At 69.7% G+C, this 13592-nt stretch carries 16 protein-coding genes; 10 read left to right on the forward strand and 6 right to left on the reverse strand.

Going from position 1 to position 13592, the window contains the following annotated elements; translation table 11 throughout:
- Nucleotide 1: 1 nt before the first annotated feature.
- A complete protein-coding gene (locus AB0B98_RS10680) occupies nt 2-472 on the reverse strand; it encodes a hypothetical protein (RefSeq protein WP_357361959.1) in 471 nt (156 codons plus the stop codon).
- Between the two features lie 111 nt (nt 473-583).
- Here AB0B98_RS10680 and AB0B98_RS10685 point away from each other — a divergent pair, with 111 nt between their 5' ends.
- On the forward strand, nt 584-1966 hold the full coding sequence (locus tag AB0B98_RS10685; protein ID WP_357361961.1) for a hypothetical protein: 1383 nt from the start codon (nt 584-586) through the stop codon (nt 1964-1966).
- 50 nt (nt 1967-2016) lie between these two features.
- On the opposite strand, the gene AB0B98_RS10690 is transcribed toward AB0B98_RS10685, so the two are convergent.
- The gene (locus tag AB0B98_RS10690) at nt 2017-2946 is read right to left on the reverse strand and encodes an expansin EXLX1 family cellulose-binding protein (protein WP_357361963.1); all 930 of its coding nucleotides are present in this window, start codon (nt 2944-2946) and stop codon (nt 2017-2019) included.
- 161 nt (nt 2947-3107) lie between these two features.
- On the opposite strand from AB0B98_RS10690, the gene AB0B98_RS10695 reads away from it, so the two are divergent.
- Complete coding sequence (locus AB0B98_RS10695) at nt 3108-3917, forward strand: class I SAM-dependent methyltransferase (protein WP_357361964.1); 810 nt, start codon at nt 3108-3110, stop codon at nt 3915-3917.
- On the opposite strand, the gene AB0B98_RS10700 is transcribed toward AB0B98_RS10695, so the two are convergent.
- Nucleotides 3918-4520, reverse strand: a complete 603-nt coding sequence (locus AB0B98_RS10700; RefSeq protein WP_357361966.1) for a TetR/AcrR family transcriptional regulator — start codon at nt 4518-4520, stop codon at nt 3918-3920.
- A gap of 119 nt (nt 4521-4639) precedes the next feature.
- Between AB0B98_RS10700 and AB0B98_RS10705 the strand changes: the two genes are divergently transcribed.
- From AB0B98_RS10705 to AB0B98_RS10715, 3 genes are all read left to right on the forward strand, one after another.
- Nucleotides 4640-5476, forward strand: coding sequence for an SDR family oxidoreductase (locus AB0B98_RS10705; protein WP_357361968.1), 837 nt, complete (start codon nt 4640-4642; stop codon nt 5474-5476).
- A gap of 155 nt (nt 5477-5631) precedes the next feature.
- On the forward strand, nt 5632-6858 hold the full coding sequence (locus AB0B98_RS10710; protein ID WP_357361970.1) for an epoxide hydrolase family protein: 1227 nt from the start codon (nt 5632-5634) through the stop codon (nt 6856-6858).
- Nucleotides 6859-7800: a redoxin domain-containing protein gene (locus AB0B98_RS10715; protein WP_357361972.1), complete on the forward strand. Its 942-nt coding sequence runs from the start codon at nt 6859-6861 to the stop codon at nt 7798-7800.
- Here the strand turns inward: AB0B98_RS10715 and AB0B98_RS10720 are convergent.
- Together AB0B98_RS10720 and AB0B98_RS10725 are read right to left on the reverse strand one after the other, a co-directional pair.
- Nucleotides 7787-8671 carry a transglutaminase domain-containing protein gene (locus AB0B98_RS10720; RefSeq protein ID WP_357361973.1) on the reverse strand — a complete coding sequence of 295 codons (885 nt, stop codon included), beginning with the start codon at nt 8669-8671 and terminating at the stop codon, nt 7787-7789. The two genes, AB0B98_RS10715 and AB0B98_RS10720, sit on opposite strands and share 14 nt — an antisense overlap.
- Before the next feature lie 160 nt (nt 8672-8831).
- Nucleotides 8832-9422 (reverse strand): GrpB family protein, encoded by a 591-nt coding sequence (locus tag AB0B98_RS10725; protein WP_357361975.1) that lies wholly within the window; start codon nt 9420-9422, stop codon nt 8832-8834.
- Nucleotides 9423-9565: 143 nt separating this feature from the next.
- On the opposite strand from AB0B98_RS10725, the gene AB0B98_RS10730 reads away from it, so the two are divergent.
- The 3 genes from AB0B98_RS10730 to AB0B98_RS10740 are packed head-to-tail and all read left to right on the forward strand — an operon-like array spanning nt 9566 to nt 11750.
- On the forward strand, nt 9566-10438 hold the full coding sequence (locus AB0B98_RS10730; protein WP_357361977.1) for a GyrI-like domain-containing protein: 873 nt from the start codon (nt 9566-9568) through the stop codon (nt 10436-10438).
- A gap of 20 nt (nt 10439-10458) precedes the next feature.
- Entirely contained in the window at nt 10459-10794 is a 336-nt protein-coding gene (locus AB0B98_RS10735) for a helix-turn-helix transcriptional regulator (protein ID WP_112680179.1), read from the forward strand.
- Nucleotides 10788-11750: a hypothetical protein gene (locus AB0B98_RS10740; protein ID WP_357361979.1), complete on the forward strand. Its 963-nt coding sequence runs from the start codon at nt 10788-10790 to the stop codon at nt 11748-11750. The genes AB0B98_RS10735 and AB0B98_RS10740 overlap by 7 nt, the downstream gene beginning before the upstream one ends.
- Nucleotides 11751-11753: 3 nt before the next feature.
- On the opposite strand, the gene AB0B98_RS10745 is transcribed toward AB0B98_RS10740, so the two are convergent.
- Nucleotides 11754-12251: an NUDIX domain-containing protein gene (locus AB0B98_RS10745; RefSeq protein WP_357361981.1), complete on the reverse strand. Its 498-nt coding sequence runs from the start codon at nt 12249-12251 to the stop codon at nt 11754-11756.
- Between the two features lie 175 nt (nt 12252-12426).
- Between AB0B98_RS10745 and AB0B98_RS10750 the strand changes: the two genes are divergently transcribed.
- Nucleotides 12427-12630: a hypothetical protein gene (locus AB0B98_RS10750; protein ID WP_030330129.1), complete on the forward strand. Its 204-nt coding sequence runs from the start codon at nt 12427-12429 to the stop codon at nt 12628-12630.
- Between the two features lie 84 nt (nt 12631-12714).
- Nucleotides 12715-13548: a histone gene (locus AB0B98_RS10755; RefSeq protein WP_357361983.1), complete on the forward strand. Its 834-nt coding sequence runs from the start codon at nt 12715-12717 to the stop codon at nt 13546-13548.
- Nucleotides 13549-13592 lie beyond the last annotated feature (44 nt).

The following is a 13592-nucleotide window of genomic DNA, read 5'->3' on the forward strand; positions in this document are numbered from 1 at the left end:
GCTACCAGATGTGCGCGCGTTCGTCGATGAACCGAGACGGTTCCCCGAGGAAGGTGTTGGCCGGGACTGCGCCATGTGCCAGGTTGAGGGTGTCCAACCGGTAGAACGTGGCACCGCCGTTCATCCCGGCGAAGCGGTAGTTGATGTGCCAGCGCAGCCATTCGCCGCGGGCGAGTCGTACCGAGGGCGGCCGGCGGTGACGGCGCGGCGCGCCCCAGGCCGCCGCGACCAGTTCAACCTGGAGTCGACCAGCTACCAGTTGGAGGCGCACGTCGCTCCGGTACGGCGGGCGTGTCACTTCCTCGCGCGGCTCGAACCCCACGGCCTCCGACATCTTGATCTCTTGAACGAACGGCACCGCCCGTTCCGGCAGGACGAACGACACCGGTACGGCGTTACGCCGGGTCGCCTCGGCGCCGCCGCGCGAACGCTTCGTCCACGAGGTACGAACCCACTGCACCACGGCATCCACCCGGCGATGCTCGGTCGTTACGGGTCCTGACGCAACCCGGATTCATACCGGCTCCGCTCCGGCGCACGGTCGACCCGTCTGCGGCTTGACCTCGTGCCGGACGATGAGCTGGTGAAGGTACGGCACTCGTACTTCGACCGTCTCGTCCTCCTGGTGTTCGGGACGCTGCTGCTCACCGGAGCTGTCGGTATCGCGTACGCGATGATGGACATCGCCTGGGTCGGCCTGTTTCTGAGTGCGGCGGCTGTGGCGTTCGGTCTGGCCACAGGTGGCCGGCTGGTGCGGGACGCGGTGTTGCCGTTCCGTGTCGACGTCGACGTCGACGGCTTGTCGGTGCGGATTCCGAAGCTCAAGCGCCACCTGCTGTGGGATGAGGTTGCCGCTGTCGTGCTCGCCGACGCTCCCACGACCGCCGACCGACCCACGCTGCGGCGTCCACGTGTGCTCCTGGTGCCCGCGGCCGGGGTGAGCCTGGGCGTCCCGCTGCCCGAGAAGAGCCCGGTGGACGGCCAGGCGGCCATCGAACTGTTCGCGCTCGCTGAGGTGGCCTACGGGGAGGACCAGTTCGCGCGGGACCTGGCGGTCCTGGCGGGTGAGCGCTTCCACCATTTGTGCCGGCAACCGATCCAGCCGACCAGCGGGGTTCCTCTGGGGCGCTTTCCGGACGAACCCGACCGTGCCCGGCTCAAGCGGTGGCTGGACCGGCGCAGGGCCCTGCTGTTCGTCGGTTGGTATCTGCTCGTCCTCGTTCCGTCGCTGTCGCTGACCGTCGTTGCGACACAGCACAGCGAGCTGCTCGGCGGCATCGTGTTTGTCGTCTCCCTGGTGGTGGTCGGCATCGTCACCACAGTTGTTCGGCACTTCACCGAGAGTTGCCGGGACCTGGTCGACACCGAAGCGATGATCGACGGCGCTGACCTGGTAATCGGTGCTGATCCGGCAGCGCCCCGGATCAGCCTGGTCTCCGGGGTCGTCACGGTGCGGCAACCGGATCAGCTGAGGGGCTTCGGCGATGCGTGGGTGCTGGCCCGCTCGGCGGACGAGGAGCCCCCGGTTCCTCTGCTGCTCCTCGCTGATCCGCGCACCGGGTCGCTCCGTGGCCGGGATGACCTGCGTGCGCTGGAGGCGGTCCTGAATGGCTCCGCTGACGAACGGGACCGCGCGGCGGGTCGACAACTCGACGAACTGGCGTCGCGCCCGCCGGCACCGGTCGCGTCGCCCACCCTGTCCTCGGCGGGAGCCCTGCCAGCCCGTGCCCAAGCCACCGCCCTGTGGCAGGCGTCAAAGGGGGTGGGACGTGCTGTCGTGCTACTCGGCGTCGTGGTCACGGTGGTGATCGCGGGCGGCTGGGTGGTCGAGGAAACGGCCGTCGTGGGGCCTGCCCTGATCATCACCGGTATCGGCATGTTCGGCGTGTGGATCTTTTACGGGGTGTATCGCGTACTGGTGCTGCTCAGGGCGCTACTGAGGATTGTCGCGCGCCCGTTCCGCTGAGGCGCATTCCCGTCGTACGCAAGGCTGCTGACCGTGCCGTCGCGGCTCGGTCAGCAGCGGGGGCGGTCGAGCGGAGCGGCGGCACCCGCGAGCGCTTCGACTGTCGCCGTCGGTGCGGCCGACTCCGTCGGCGTCGGTGCGGGCGCGATGGTGGGGCTCGGCGGGGCCGAGGGTGAGCCGCTGGGCGTGGGGGAGGCGCTGGCGAGGGTGGCCGTGCTGCGTTGCACCTTCTTGGTGACCAGGCGGATGCCGGTGGCTATCGCCTGGCGTCCGTACACGTCGGTGACCCTGATGCTGTACGGCCCGGGGCCGATCCCGCCCTCGATGGTCCAGTGGTTGTCGCTCTGCCGGGCGGCCTTGCGGAAGCCGCCGCCGGCCCCCTGCGCCTCGACCGAGCGGAGTGGGTTGCCGTGGTTGCCGACCTGCACCGCGAACCAGTATTTCGAGGCGCCGCCCTTCATTCGGAAGGTGAGCCCTCCGTCGAGCGGTGGGTTCACCACCGCCCGGTACGTCACTGACGCGATGCCCTGCGACCGGTCGGCGATCTTGGTGAACGCCTCGGTGGAGAGGTCGATCTTGCTGGGTCCGCAGCCGCCGCACTGGTCCATCACCATGACCCGGACCTTGCCCTTCGGGCCGCTCACCTCCAGGTAGCTGCCGCAGGCCGCCGATCCGGAGTACTGAGATGCGCCGACAGCCACGTAGAGCCGGTCCGCCGGCGGGCCGGGGAAGGAGCAGTTGCCGCCCGAGCGGCCCGCGTCGTAGAAGCTGGCCTTTCCCTTGTGGACGGCGTTGCCCGTCGGCGGCGCGGCGCAGGCCGGGGCGGCGCCGCCGCGGACGGCGAGGGTGATGCCCAGGACGGCGGCCAGGGCGGTGACCCCGGCGCCGGCCACCCAGTGCCTGACCCGTCGACCCGACCGAGGTGTGCCGTTGTCGCTGGCCGGGATGTCGTTGTCGGGGGCCGTGCCTGGTGCCGTCACGGCGCCTGATGTTGCCGCACCGTGCTGTGGCAGCGCAAAGCCATCCCACTGATCGTCACTCGCCGGATCGGCGCGGCCGCAGTCCGTTGAGGTTGGTGGTGAAGCCGAGTACTACTGCTGAAGAAGTCGAAACAGATCACCACCGAGGAAAGGGGCACGAGGTGAAGCACCCCATCTCCGATGTGCAGGAGTACCTCTCACTGGAGCCGCTGACCACGCGGATCCAGACACATCAGCGCTACAGCGAAGTCCCGGACGACGTCGAAGGTACGGTCCGGCAGGCGGTGTCGCTGTCCAGGGACGCGGATCTGCTCGATGTCGGCTGCGGCACCGGCGCCTTTCTCCGCAATCTCGCGGAGCGGGGCCATCGCGGCCGGCTCGTGGGGCTGGACACCTCACCGGCGGCCGTACACGCGCTCTCTGACGTCGCAGGCGTGTCGGCGCAACTCGGCAACGCGATGAACCTGCCGTATGACGCGGCGACCTTCGACGTCGTCACAGCGCGCCACATGCTCTACCACGTTCCGGATGTGCGGCGGGCGTTGGCCGAGTGCCGGCGGGTGCTCAGGTCGGACGGAGTCTTCGCGGCCGTGGTGAACAGCCCCGGCACCACACCTCGGGTGTCCGCGCTCGTCGCCGAGCTGGTCACGTCGGCGGGGATCGACATCCCGGTCGTGCCCAACTCGCGGGTCAACAGCGACAATCTGCCCGAGATGATCGAGTTGACCTTCGGCGCGGTCGCCGTACACCGATTCGACAACGCCCTCGTCTTCGACAGTCCGGAGCCGGTCATCGCGTTCGCGGCGGCCCAACTGTCGTTCTACGGCGTCGAGCCCGACTCGGCCCTGCGCCCGCAGTTGACGCGGGCCATCGGCGCGAAGGTGCGCGCCTGGTTCACCGCCGAGGCGGGGCCGTGGCGCGACCCCAAGGGCTACGTGATCTGCACGGCGCGTCAGGGCCGGCAGGGCTAGTCACTCGCCGGACCGGCGGGGGCGCAGTCCGTTGAGGGCGGTGGCGACGACGAGGTCGGCGTACTCGGCGGTGAGCGGGCCGCTGCGGTGCAGCCACCGGTTGAGTATCGGCCCCCAGATCATGTCCACCGCCACGGCGAGGTCGACGCCCTCAGCGATCTGGCCAGCCCGCTGGGCGCTGCGCAGGCGCTGCCGCTTGGCCTCCTTCAACGGCCCGTCCAACCGTTCGGCATACGCCGCTGCCAGCACGGGGTCGAGCGCGATCTCGGTGGCCAGCGCGCGCATCGGTTGCTCGTACCGGGGGTCGTTCATCTCCTCGACAGTCGCGTGCAGCACCACTGTCAGGTCCGCCGCCAGGTCGCCGGTGTCCGGCAGCGTCGGCGGTCCACCCTCGGTGGCCTCGCTGAGCATGAGGAAGGCGTCGAAGATGACAGCGCCCTTCGACGGCCACCAGCGGTAGATGGTCTGTTTGCCGACGCCGGCCCGCGCGGCGATGCCCTCGATGCTGAGCTTCGCGTACCCCGTTTCCCGAAGCAGGTCGAAGGCCGCGGTGAGGATGGCGCGTCGGGAGGTCTCTCTCCGGCGGGCCGTGTTGGGCGTCATGGGCAGAAGGATAACAGCCGACGAGACGAACCGTCTCGTCTTGACGGCGATGCTGTGGCGGCCCTAGTCTCGGCACATCACGAGACGGACCGTCTCGTCTTGAAACACTTGGAGAACACATGCGTACCTGGTTCATCACCGGTGCCAGCCGCGGCCTGGGCCGCGCCTTCGCCGACGCCGCGCTCGACCGGGGTGACCGGGTGGTCGCCGCCGCCCGCACCATCAACCAGGCCGACTTCGACGAGAAGTACGCCGACCGGCTGCTGGCCCTGACCCTCGACGTGACCGACCGCGCCGCCGTCATCGCCGCCGTGAACACCGCCGTCGAGCACTTCGGCCGGCTCGACATCGTCATCAACAACGCCGGCACCCTGTCCATGGGCATGATCGAAGAGTTCACCGAGGCCGAGGCGCGCGCCCAGTTCGAGGTCAACCTCTTCGGCGCGCTCTGGGTCAGTCAGGCAGTGCTGCCGCACCTGCGCGCCCAACGGTCCGGCCACATCGTGCAGGTCTCCAGCATCGCCGCGCTCGCCGGCTTCCCGAGCACCGGCCTGTACAGCGCGAGCAAGTTCGCCCTGGAGGGCATGAGCGAGGCGCTGGCGATGGAGGCGGCGACCTTCGACATCACTGTCAGCATCGTGCAGCCGGGCGGATACTGGACCGACCTCTACACAAGCGTGCGCGCCACCACCCCGATGGACGCCTACGCGCCACTGCGTGCCGAGTTGGAGCGCCAGTGGGCGCAAGGCTCGATCGACAGCGAACCGCGGCTCGCCGCCGACGCGCTGCTGCGCCTGGTCGACAGCGACGAGCCGCCGCTGCGGCTCCTGCTCGGCAGCATGGTGTACGACCTCGCGTTCGACATCGCCCGTCGACGGATGGACACCTGGGCGAGCTGGGAGCAGGTCAGCCGCGCCGCCGAACACGCCGTCGCGGCCCCCGGAGCCGACACATGAGAGGGCTGCTCGTATCGCCACGAGCAACCGGTGCGGCGTTCTAGGCTCCGAGATATGGCGGCGGCGTGCCCATCGTTGGCACATAAGTCCGGGCAGAGCCTTTCACCCATGATTTCTCCTCGCGAGGCGCAAACCGAGACGGAGAGGAAACACGCATGGCTGTCAAAACCAAGACTCGTCCGGGCACCACGGAGATTCGGCCCTTCTCGGTCGACATTCCGCAGGCCGACCTCGATGACCTGAAGAGGCGCATCAAGGCCACCCGCTGGCCGGACAAGGAAACGGTGGACGACCAGTCGCAGGGCGTGCCACTCGCGACCATTCAGGCCGTCGCCCGCTATTGGGAGAAGGAGTACGACTGGCGCAAGGTCGAGGCGCGGCTGAACGCCGTACCGCAGTTCATGACCACCATCGACGGGGTGGACATCCACTTCATCCACGTGCGCTCGAAGCACGAGGAAGCGCTGCCGCTCATCGTCACCCACGGCTGGCCGGGCTCGGTGATCGAGCAAATGAAGATCATCGAGCCGCTCACCGACCCGACGGCGCACGGCGGGAGCGCGTCGGACGCCTTCCACCTGGTCATCCCGTCGCTGCCCGGCCACGGCTTCTCCGGCAAGCCGACCGAGTCCGGGTGGAACCCGCAGAAGATCGCGACCGCCTGGACCGAGCTGATGAAACGGCTCGGCTACAACAGGTTCGTCGCGCAGGGCGGCGACTGGGGTGCTGTCATCGTCGACCAGATGGGCATTCAGGCGCCCCCGGAACTGCTGGGCATCCACACCAACATGCCCGGTGCGATCCCACCCGAGATCGACCTGTTGTTCCAGGGCGACACCACCGGCGCGAACAACGCCATGGGCTCGCTGCCAGCAGGGCTCTCCGACGACGAAATGCGTGCCGCCGAGGAAGCCAACTACGTCTGGAAACACGTCGCCTACGCCCTCATGATGGCGACACGTCCGCAGACGCTGACCGGGCTGGCGGATTCTCCGGTCGGCCTGGCGTCGTTCCTGCTCGACCACGACGCGAAGAGTCTGGCCCTGATCTCGCAGGTCTTCGACGGGGCCAAAGCGGGCCTCACCCGCGACGACATCCTGGACAACATCTCGCTCTACTGGTTGACGAACACGGCGATCTCCGCGTCCCGGCTGTACGCGGAGAACAAGCTCTCGTTCTTCGCCGCCAAGGGCGTGAAGGTCCCGGTCGCCGTGAGCGTCTTCCCCGACGAGCTGTACGAGGCGCCGCAGAGCTGGGCCGAGCAGGCGTACTCCAACCTCATCTACTACAACAAGCTCGACGTGGGCGGGCACTTCGCAGCCTGGGAACAGCCGAAGATCTTCTCCGAAGAGCTTCGCACCGCCTTCCGGTCGCTGCGCTAGATGGGCGTGCACCTGCCCCCGCTGAACGGGGCGGCCGAGTGGCTCAACTCCGAGCCACTCGGCCCCGCCGACCTGGGTGGGCGCGTCGTCCTGGTCAACTTCTGGACGCTGACCTGCATCAACTGGTTGCGCCAGGAGCCGTACGTGCGGGCCTGGTCGCAGGCCTACAGCGATGACGGGCTGGTCGTCATCGGGGTGCACACGCCGGAGTTTCCGTTCGAGCACGAGGTCGACCTGGTGCGCCGCGCGGTGGCGGCCCGATCGATCGACTACCCGGTGGCGGTCGACAACGACTACACGATCTGGAGTGCGTTCGACAACCACTACTGGCCGGCGCTCTACTTCGTCGACACCGACGGCGTCATCCGCGACGAACACTTCGGCGAGGGGCGCTACGAGCAGTCCGAGCGGATGCTCCAGCACCTGCTGGGCATCGAGCGCGAACCCGTACCCGTCAAGGGGCTCGGCCCGGAGGCGGAGGCCGACTGGGACAACCTGCGCACGCCCGAGACGTACCTCGGTTTCAGTCGCGGCGAACACTTTGCGTCGCCGAACGGTCCGGCGCTCGACGAACGCCGCGCCTACCAGGTGCCGGAGAGCCTCGGCCTCAACCAGTGGGCGCTGGCGGGGGAGTGGACGATCGGGTCGGACAACGTCCTGTTGGACCGGGCCGGCGGCGGCATCGCCTTCCGGTTCCACGCCCGCGACGCGCACCTCGTGCTGGCCGCCGGGGTGGGAGCGTCGATTCCGTTCCGGGTGCTGCTCGACGGTGACGCCCCCGGCCTGTCACACGGTGTCGATGTCGACGAGGACGGCAACGGCGTACTCCAGGACGGCCGGCTCTACCAGCTCGTCCGCCAGGACGGCCCGGTCCGTGAGCGGACCCTGGAGATCACGTTCGGCGAGCCGGGCGCCCAGGCGTACGCCTTCACCTTCGGCTGACACGCAGATCGACAGTGCGCACAGTGCCGAAGACCGGTGAGAAGCTGCGTATTTGAGCGCCGGGACGCAGGCGAGTGTCGGTCGCGTACCTTGCGGCGAGCGCCTTCTCCGCCGCCTCGTCGCCGTCGTCGGCTTCGAGCAGCAGGGCGGCGATCTCATCGGCGAGCGTGAGGTCGGCGGCGGCGAGGTCGTCGGTCATCGCGCCGAAGCTGTCCCACAGCAGCAACTCGTCCTTCTGCCGGTGGGCCAGTTCGTGCAGGACGTAGTTGTAGATGAACCAGGCGCCGTGGACCGGCAGGCCGGGGGCCACGCCGTAGACGTCGGGATCGATCGTCCCGGCCCGGTACGCCGACCACACCCGCGCCGCCGAGTCGAAGAGCCCCGCCCCCGGGTCGATGTCGTAGCCGTCGAACCGCCAGTCGCCGGCCGGGTCGAGCTCCGGGTCGGCCCAGACCCAGCGCTCGCCGTTCCAGTACTCCATCACCACGTGATCGTGGTGCCAGCCGGGAGTGAAGTAGGAGGCGAAGCCGACCCGGCTGCGGCTGGGAATGCCGTGCTGACGGAGGATCGCGATCGATAGCAGCGTGTGGTCCCGGCAGCAGCCGGCCACCCGGTCCACGGCCGGGCGCTCAACGCTCAGCGGCAGGGGAAAGCGGGATTGGTCGGTGTCGAGGACGCGGTCCACCCAGCGGTGGTTCACCTCGTCCAGCCGGTCGACAGGCAGGTCGACGCCGCCGGCCCGGTAGTGGACGATCACGTTGCGGGCGGTCGCGGCGACTGTGGGGACGTCGGAGGCCACGGCGTCGAGGAGCCCGCCGTGCCGACCGGGGTCGCTGTAGGGGGAGTGTCCCCGGTAGTCATCAAGGTCCATGGAGCCAGTCTCCAGCCCGCCACCGTGTCAGGGTCAAGGCGCTTTTCCGGACAATGTCGACTGCCCGGCCGGCGGCCGGCGGCCAGATCTTGGACAGTTTCCGTTAGCTGATAACGGAAACTGTCCAAGATCTACGTGTTGCCGTCGACTGCGCGGGGCGTCAGGTGGCGAAGATGCGCGCGTAGATCTCGTCGATGACGTCGTTCTTCGCGAGGCTGTAGTCGCGGGGCTGGTGCGCGGTGTCCCGGGCGAGGCGGTGCTTGGCCGCGGCGTACCGCTCCCGGTCGTGCGGATGCGAACGCAGCCAGTCGCGGAAGAGCCGGTGCCGGACGGGTTCCGGCGCACCCGGCGGCCAGACGTGCAGGTTGACGTCCTCGCCGGGGCTGACGAGCATCCGATGCCCGTGCCACCAGGGCTCGCGCAGGACGAGCCGGTATCCGAGCCGCTCCAGCGCGGGGAGGTAGGCGGCCTCCTCGGCGGTGTCCTCGACGACGAGGTCGATGTCGATGATCGGCTTGGCCGCCAGCCCCGGCACCGCCGTGGAGCCCACGTGTTCCACAGCGAGGGCCAGGTCGCCCAGCGCCTCGACGATCGACGTGCGGAGGGCGACGAATCGCTGCGCCCAGGCCCTGTCGTACTCCTCGATGACGACTGACGCCCAGGTTCCTGGCGGCTCGCCGACCAGGCCGGCGTCGACCTGCTCGGGGCTGCCGTGGAAACGCTGCACGACGTCCTGCGGATACTCGGCCACGTCGACCTCCTCGGGAAGCAAAGTCCGCCAGGCTACGACACGACGATCGGTGCGGCCGCACCCGACCGACGCGGGCATCGGATGTCGGGTGGGCCACCGGCCCCGCGACCTAACGTCGGTGTTCGAAAGGGAAGGAGGCCTGGGTGCTGGATCGGCTCAACGAGGCCATGGCGTACATCGAGCGCCACCTCGACCAGAAGATCGAGGTGGCCGAGCTGGCTCGGATCGCGCTGACGTCGGAGTACCACTTCCGGCGGCTGTTCTCCGCGCTGGCCGGGATGCCGCTGTCGGAGTACATCCGTCGGCGTCGGCTCACCGTCGCCGGTGCGGACGTGCTGGCGGGGGAGCGGACGTTGCTCGACGTCGCGGTGCACCACGGCTACGGCTCGGCGGAGGCGTTCGCCCGGGCGTTCCACGCCGTGCACGGCGTGGGCCCCGGAGAAGCTCGGCGTACGGGGGCAGCGCTGCGAGCCCAGCCCCGGATGTCCTTCCGACTCACAGTCGAAGGGAGCGGCAGCATGGAGTACCGGATCGTCGACAAGGACGCGTTCGCGCTGGTGGGGCGCAAGGCCCGGGTCCCGCTGGTGCACGAGGGGATGAATCCGGCGATCGTCGCGTTCATCCGGAGCATCGACAAGGGAACGACAGAGCGGATCGAGGCGCTCTCCGATCAGGAGCCGAAGGGAATCGTCAACGTCAGCGACAACCTCGCCGACAGTCGGCAGGAGGGCACCGAGCTGGACTACTGGCACGGGGTGGTGACCAGCGTCGTGCCACCGGAGGACCTTGACGCGTTGCCGGTGCAGGCGGGGTCGTGGGCGGTGTTCACCACGTCCGGTGCGTTTCCGCAGGCGGTGCAGTTCCTGTGGCGTGACGTGTTCACCCAGTGGTTTCCGTCCAACCCGTACCGCAGCCGACCTGGACCGGAGATCTCCCGGGTCCGGGTGTCGGCGGACGGCGCCCAGGCGGACGCCGAGCTGTGGATTCCCGTCGAACGGGTACCCACCCCTATGTAGAGTTCCGATACAGTGGCCGGATGCGGATGACCATTCCGGTCGCGAAGGTGCTCGCGGCGCTGCTCGCCGAGCCCGACGAGCAGCGCTACGGGCTCGACCTGATGCGAATGACCGGCCTGCCCAGCGGCACCCTCTACCCGGTGCTGCACCGCTTGCAGGGGGCCGGCTGGCTGGCCGCCGACTGGGAAGCGATCGATCCCGTCGCGGCCGGCCGGCCGGCCCGCCGCTACTACCGACTGACCGCCGTCGGTGTGACGCAGGCCCGGCAGGCGCTCGCCGACCTGCGGGCCGCGATCCCCGACGGCGGCCGTCGCTCGTGGGGCGGCACCGAGCCCACCGGAGCACCGGCGTGGTGACCCGCCGGGTTGTCGAGCTGCTGTTGGAGTTGGCAGCGCGCCGCTGGCCGGCCGAGGTTCGCGACGACCTGCGCCGCGAGTGGGCCGCCGAGCTGCACGTGCTCGCCGAGAGCGGCCGCCGGACGAAGATGGTCGGCTTCGCGGTGAGCCTGGCGGTCAGTCGCGCCGGCGCCCCGATCGTCGACAGCACAGTGCTGCGTGGTCGGACCGGTCGCACCGTCGCCGCGCTGCTGCTGTCCCCGATCGCCTGCGTCGGGATCGTGCTCGCCAGCGCGTCAGCCCTCATGCCGATCGAGCGCATGGTGACCCAGGACTGGTCCGAGCGGGTGCAGAAGCCGATCTGGACGGCGCTCACCGTCGGGCTGGCGGTGCTGCTGGCGGTGTTCGCCGCGCGCTGGGCCCGGCACGCCGCACTCGACGGCCCGCTGCGCATCGCGCTCGGCGTGGTGCTCCCCATCGGTGCGGTCGCTGTCGTGTTTCTGTCAGCCATCTCCCCGGACGACATGGTCACCTTCGTACCCGGGCTGCTGCTCTGGTTGGCCGGCCTGACGCTTGCCCTCTGGGCCGCAGCGAGCCTCGCAGGCCGGAATCGACTCCGCGCGGCCTGGTGGGTGGGCGTCCTCGGCGCACTCGCCGCCGCCGACCTCGCGGTGATTCTCGCTGTCGTCGACGTCATCGCGGCGGGCGGTCGCGCCGGCCCGGTCAGCAGTCCGACGCCACTGGGCGGCCTCGACTGGATCTCCGCGCCGTTGTGGCTGCTCGCCACCTGGACGGAATGGAACATCAGCCTGCCCCGACCCACCATCTCATGGGAGATCTTCCACATCGTCACCAACGAGGTGCGGGCGGAACCCATGTTCTACCTGGCCTGCATGCCGTACGCGCTCGCGTACACCATCCGGGCGGCCCGGTCGGCGACCGCCGAGCCGGTGGCCCTCGCGCCGACCCCCGTGTGAACCTCAGTCGGGTACGTCGTCCCACTTCGCACCCGGCTCCAGGTAGCCGGCCAGCTGGTTCTCGCGCAACGCGTACGCGATGACCAGCAAAGCGTGCTTGTCCAGCTCGGGCAGCCGGTCCAGTGCAAACCACCGCACGGCCAGCGACTCGTCGTCGTTGACACGGGCCGTGCCGGCCACCAACCGGCACAGGAACCCCAGGTTGAGGTATTCGCAGCGGTCCCCGTTCGGGTACGTGTGCGGGTGTGACACGGCGCTGGACATCCGCACCGGCGCCACCTCAAGGCCCGTCTCCTCACGCACCTCCCGGACCAGCGCTGTGGCCGGCTGCTCGCCCGGCTCGACGAAACCGCTGATCACCGACCAGCGCCCGTCGTCGGCGCGCTGGCCGAGCAGCAGCTCACCGGCGTCGTTGCGGACCACCGCGCTGACGCTCGGCAGCCAGAGCAGGTCGTGGCCGACGTGCTTGCGCAGCCCCACGATGTAGTCCGGTGTCGCCATCCGGCGATCATAGATGTGCCCAGCAGTGATGCTCACCTGCGCATCTTCCGGAGTTCCAGTCCCACGCGTTTCGCCATTTCGGCCCGACGAACGCAATGCATATCTACTGTGGAGATCGTCGGCGACTTGTGCGATCCGGTGGCGGCCGGCCGGTTCGCGGTGCACAGTGATTCCCATGAGCGATAGCGAACGTGGTGGGCAGTTCTACTGGTGCACCCGGCATCACCGGGTCGAGACGGACGCCAACGTGTGTCCGGCGAAGCACGTTCTCGGCCCGTACGACTCGGCAGCCGACGCGGAGAACGCCCTGCAACGAGTGCAGGAGCGAAACGAGGCGTGGGATGCCGAGGACGCTCGTTGGGCCGGGGACGACAGATAGGCGGCGCGGGACGGGCTCGCGCCGAGGTATTCCGTGCTCCGCGAGGACGCACGCGAGAGCACGTCCCCCGAGGAGGGAACCACGATGGCCGAAGCACAGCAGGCCACCAAGCGCCCGGCCGCCCGACGCACCACCGCGAAGAAGACCGCCGCGGCGGAGCGGAACACGGCGGCGAGCCGGACCACCCCGGTGCGCAAGTCCACCGCGGCCGCCGCGAAGGCGCCGGCCCGCAAGGCCGCCGGCGGGGCGGGCCGCGCTCCGGCCAAGAAGACCACCACCGCGGCCAAGAAGGCCCCCGCGAAGAAGGCCACCACCAAGACCACCGCCGCGGCCAAGAAGGCCCCCGCGAAGGCCTCGACCACCACCCGCAAGACGACCGCCGCCGCCAAGCGGGCCCCGGCGTCCACCGCGCGCAGGACCACCACCGCCGCGAAGAAGACCACCGGTACGACGAAGAAGACGGTGAGCGCGGCGAAGAAGACCACCGCCAGCGCGGCGAAGAAGACCACCACCGCGGCGAAGGCCCCGGCGCGCAAGACCACCACCGCGGCGAAGGCTCCGGCGCGCAAGACCACCAGCGCGGCGAAGGCCCCGGCGCGGAAGGTGGCGACCAAGGCGTCCGCCGCCAAGAAGACAGCGACGAAGAAGACGGCAGCGGCGAAGAAGACAGCGTCCACCCGCCCCAGCGGCGGCGCGCGCAAGGCTCCGGCCAAGAAGGCCCCCGCCGCGAAGGTGACGGGTACCTCGTCGACCACCGCCCGCAAGGCGGCGGCGAAGAAGGCCCCGGCGAAGAAGACCATCGCGGCCAAGACGCCGGCCCGCAAGGTGACCGCCCGTAAGTCTCCGGCCCGCCCGGTCGCCGCCCGAGCCACCGCCCCCCGGGGGGCCCGCAGCGCAGCCCGCAAGGCGACCGGCTGAACGCGGAGCATCCCCTCACCGGGCGGATTTTCGGCCGGTCACCG

This window comes from Micromonospora sp. NPDC048947, from assembly GCF_040649495.1.
Taxonomy (GTDB): Bacteria; Actinomycetota; Actinomycetes; order Mycobacteriales; family Micromonosporaceae; genus Micromonospora; species Micromonospora alfalfae.

Excerpts from the sequence above, each read along its gene's own strand:
- AB0B98_RS10700 (WP_357361966.1), bottom strand. The coding sequence starts at position 4,520 with ATGACGCCCAACACGGCCCGCCGGAGAGAGACCTCCCGACGCGCCATC.
- AB0B98_RS10705 (WP_357361968.1), top strand. The coding sequence starts at position 4,640 with ATGCGTACCTGGTTCATCACCGGTGCCAGCCGCGGCCTGGGCCGCGCC.
- AB0B98_RS10710 (WP_357361970.1), top strand. The coding sequence starts at position 5,632 with ATGGCTGTCAAAACCAAGACTCGTCCGGGCACCACGGAGATTCGGCCC.
- AB0B98_RS10715 (WP_357361972.1), top strand. The coding sequence starts at position 6,859 with ATGGGCGTGCACCTGCCCCCGCTGAACGGGGCGGCCGAGTGGCTCAAC.
- AB0B98_RS10720 (WP_357361973.1), bottom strand. The coding sequence starts at position 8,671 with ATGGACCTTGATGACTACCGGGGACACTCCCCCTACAGCGACCCCGGT.
- AB0B98_RS10735 (WP_112680179.1), top strand. The coding sequence starts at position 10,459 with ATGCGGATGACCATTCCGGTCGCGAAGGTGCTCGCGGCGCTGCTCGCC.
- AB0B98_RS10745 (WP_357361981.1), bottom strand. The coding sequence starts at position 12,251 with ATGGCGACACCGGACTACATCGTGGGGCTGCGCAAGCACGTCGGCCAC.
- AB0B98_RS10750 (WP_030330129.1), top strand. The coding sequence starts at position 12,427 with ATGAGCGATAGCGAACGTGGTGGGCAGTTCTACTGGTGCACCCGGCAT.
- AB0B98_RS10755 (WP_357361983.1), top strand. The coding sequence starts at position 12,715 with ATGGCCGAAGCACAGCAGGCCACCAAGCGCCCGGCCGCCCGACGCACC.